The 4,751-nt window shown below is 38.8% G+C and carries 1 protein-coding gene; it reads left to right on the top strand.

The annotated features are described in order from the left end of the window. Positions 1–4,751, top strand: a 4,751-nt coding sequence (locus tag ABJI11_RS17425; protein WP_348355158.1) for a SprB repeat-containing protein, incomplete at both ends; no start/stop codon positions are given.

The raw sequence follows: 4,751 nt of genomic DNA on the forward strand, positions 1-4,751 counted from the left end.
TTGTAGCGACAAATGTGGGTGATGGTATGCCCGATATATTATTGACCCAAGTTGCAGATCCAAGCGGTGTGGGTCATACGGTAAGTATTTATGATGCCACAGGCGCACCTCTTGGTAATGCTGTAAGAGTGCAAGCCTCAAGTGGCGGCGCACTTACGAGTATAGTAGGTAGGTATAGATTAGATGTTTATAACGCAGACGGAAGTGTCTTCTTCGATAATACTACAAGAGACTATCGCTTGGCCACAGTAGAATTGTCAGAATTTAACATACCCACTGCCAGTTTAAGTGATGTGGCATACCTGCGCTTAGAACTTGGTTCAAATGCCGACGTCGCGTTTTTATCCTACAATACATCTTCCTTTTCAGGATTTTGTGCCAATTTGGATACTGATATGGATGGTTACCCGGATCATTTAGATTTAGACAGTGATGATGACGGGTGCAGCGATGCCAACGAATTCTATAAAGATGATGCAGCTGACGGTGGTGATGGTGGCGAATATGGAACGGGAGTTCCTGTAGTTGACCCAACTGATGGTACCGTAAATGCAGCTTCTTATACACAAGTATTTGCACCAGTAATTGTTTTAGGTAACACTTCAGAATTATTGAGTGGTACAGATATCAACGGAGAGGATGTAGGTTTGGGCGATACTTACAATTATGTATTAAGATTTCAAAATACAGGTGATGATGATGCTACTGGTTTTACAATTAAAAATGTATTACCAGACAATGTCAGCTTAGATGATATAAATATTGATGATGCACCTGGGGTAACCAACAGCTACGACGAAAGTACTAGAACTATCACTTTTACCATACCAGATACGTTGGTTGAAATTGATGATCCAGAGTATAAAATTAAAATAACGGTTTCTGTTGCAGGTGACTGTTCTGAGTTTGTAGCGGCTTGTGCCTCTCAATTAGAAAATCACGCATATGCAACTTACACGGGAACATTAAACACCAACACCTTTTCAGACGAAGATGGTAGTAACCCTGCAGGTGCATGTACTACAACTTTAGAGGTAGCGACAAATAATGTTTCTGATGCATTGGCAAATTGTAGCGTTGCACGTACGGTAGAACTTTGTGGTGCTAGCGGTACACTTTCTGCCGGTATAGGTTTTGACACCTACACTTGGGCAATTGACACAAATAATAATGGCGCTATAGATGCTGGAGATACAATTTTAGATGACGGTACGTCAAATACATTGACAGTAACAACTATAGGAAACTACATTGTTGAGAAAACATCAACTTCTGGCTGTGCCAACCATACAGAACTAATTACTGTTGAGCGTTATGGTGAAACACAGACCAATCCTATCATCAGTTATTTTAACCAAGTAAATAGCGACAGTAATCCTGATAATGATATTCAAGGTGAAATAGTAACTTGTTCAAATGACAACAACTCAATGCCACATATATTTCTTTGTGGCGATACCGATAGTGCATTTATTCAATTAGGGATAACCGATGCTCTAAGTATTAAATGGGAGAAACTTGACGAAACAAGTTGTAATGTTGCTACTTGTGGCGATGTAATGGATGATTGCGCAAATACAGCTAGTGGTTGGACATGGAACGAAGAAACAGATTCGGACAATTTCACCATAACTGATAGTGGTAAATACAGAGTTGTTATAGGTTATGAAGGTGGATGTTTCAGTAGATTCTATTTCAACGCATACCAAAATACATTAGACATTCCTGAACCAGATTCATCTGATATCATTTGTGATACCGAAGGTTCTATACGAGTAATAGATTTAGGTAGTGGTTATGGTTACCAGTTATTCGATGTAGAAAATAATAACATAGCAGTACCATTCAGCGCTGCTCAAGGTCCGAACTTTTCTATTGCAACTAGTGGTACTTACAAAGTACAGATTACACAATTAAATCCTTCAACAGGTACACCAATTGAAAACAGTTGTGTGTTCGAAACCGAAGAAATAGGTATTGCAGAAAGAATTTTTGAAACAACAGTCAGTTCAACTCCGTTTGATTGTACCGATGCAGGAACAATTTCTACACAGGCATTGAACGTTTCACCAGAATATAGCTATGAGCTTTATTTTGATAACGGTAGCGGTGGTAAAGGAGCCTTGGTAACTAATTATTTACTTTCTTCTGACAATACGCACACATTTACTGGTCTTTCAGCAGATGATTACGTTATCGTAACAACTACAACAGATGGTTGTAGTGACGAAAAAACTATCACCGTAGACGAAATTCCTGAACTAAGGTTAACAGCAACAAATCAAGATAATATTACCTGTACTGCGGGTGTAATAGACTTAATTGCCACAGGCGGAACTACAGGATACGAATTTGCTATCTATAGTAAAGATGGTGTAGCACCATATGCTGACGAAACAACAATTCCTGATTCTGAATTTACATCTAACCCAACATTCCTATTCGGATATGATACTTCTTCTACATATATACCTAATGAAGATGGTGATTATGTATTCGTAATCAGAGATGACAATGGTTGTTACGGTTTATCAAATATCGTAACTATGGAAGATTTAGGTACCATTACCATAAGTGCTTCAAATACAGATATTATATGTGCAGATTCAGCTACTTCCGTATTAACCATTACCGCATCTGGTGGTAATTCACCATACCAATACAGTCTTGATGGTGGCACAACGTACCAAACGGAAAACTACTTTAACAATATAGCCGCTGGAGTTTACACTATTACCGTTATGGATACCAACAGCAATCCTGGTAATGCTTGTACAGAGACTTTAGAGTATGAAGTAACCCAACCATTTCTTTTAACGGCATCTCCTTCAATCATAGAAGATGCGTCTTGTGACACATCTGGTGCTGCAACTCCCACTGCTTTAGTGAAGATATTGAATGGTAATGGTGGTCAAGCACCATATCAATATAGTTTTGATGGTGGTAGCACGTTCTCTTCAGTTGACGAGCAACGTTTAACACCTGGTACATATCAATTAGCTATAAAAGATGCTTTAGGATGTTCTACAGATTTAGAGATTACCGTACCTACAGCAGCAATTGCCCCTACTTTCACAAATGACATCACTTATGAATGCGATGGGGATGGCGTAGTAACCATTACACCTTCTAATACTACAGACTTTACATATACCTATAAATTAAACGGTACCGACAACTCACCATTAGATAGTAATGTATTCAATAATGTTGCTTCAGGTACCCAAACAATTACTGTAGGCTATACAAGTTTAGTAGCTGCGGATCAAAGCACTTTATTCTATGAAGATTTCGGAGCTGGTGTTACCACACAGATTGCGGAAATTGGGGCAGGATATTGCTACGAACCACAAGATGGCACAGATACGGACTGTAATTTAGGTCCTGCAGGAATTTTGGTAAATGCTGAATATGCGATTACGAATAGAATAACCAACCCAAATGCTTCTTGGAGAAGTCCTAATGATCATTCTGGCATAACTGATGGTAGGTTTATGGCAATTGGGGTTAGTACCTCAGCCGGAGATAACAATATTCTATGGTCAAGAACAGGATTAGAAGCACTTGCCAATCAAGAAATAACAATATCATTTTACGCCTACAACATATTAATTGACAATGCCTCTGGTAACGCCCCAGAAATATTGGTAGAATTGGTTGATGGTTCTGGTAATGTAATCAGTAGTCAGGCAACAGCAGCTATTTCTCAAAATAACAATGCAGATGACTGGCATTTAAGAACGGTTACTATTGATCCAGGTGCAAATACGGCAGTTGGGGTTGTATTACGTACCAATCTTAATAGCGACAATGGTAACTTCCTGGTTTTAGATGATATTCAGGCATCACAAACTCCAGAGTTATGTGAACAAACACAAGATATTTCAGTAATTGTTGAAACAGGAAAAACTTTTGAAGTAGCCATTTTAGGTAGTACTGACCCTACTTGTAATGGTAGCGATAATGGTAGTATCCGTTTTGAAGTTTCTAATTTTGACACCACTGTAGGTTATCAATATTCTATTGATAATGGAGCAACTTGGATTACGGAAACTACATCTCCGATTATTACACCGACAACTCTTTCCGATGGCACGTATACTGTTATGGTCCAAAAAATAGACGATAATACATGTACAGCAACCTCAGCGACTTCGGTTACATTGACATCACCAAATGCATTAACCGCTAACTTGCAGCTAAAATCAGAGTTTACCTGTTTTAATACCGGTGCTACTTTAGAAGCTACGGCAAGTGAAGGTACACCAGGTTATGAGTACCAATTAGAGTTAACCGATGGAACAGAAGTAAGAACTTATAGTACATTAGCACAGTTCACAAATGTACCTGCTGGTGAATATTTAGTAAGAGTTAAAGACCAAAATGACTGTAGCACACTTTCTACAACACCTATAACGATAGCCGCACCAACTGCAGTTACTTTTGATGTAACAGGTACGGTTTGTTATGATGGTTCTAGTAATGGCTCTATAACTGCGGCAGTAACAGATGGCAATGGCAATTACACGTTTAGAATAAATAATGGATCTTGGCAAACCCCTACTCCAACAAATGCAACATCATATACCTTTAACAACTTACCAGAAGGAACGTACGATGTAGAAGTTACCGACCAATATAACTGTAATTCTACTGTAGTATCCTATACCATTGTACCAGCTATAACACTTAGTGTAACAGCTGTAAACGCTAGTCAATGTGCAGATGGCACAATAACTGCAACGGCTACT

The organism is Maribacter sp. (assembly GCF_039968975.1).
Classification (GTDB): Bacteria; Bacteroidota; Bacteroidia; order Flavobacteriales; family Flavobacteriaceae; genus Maribacter.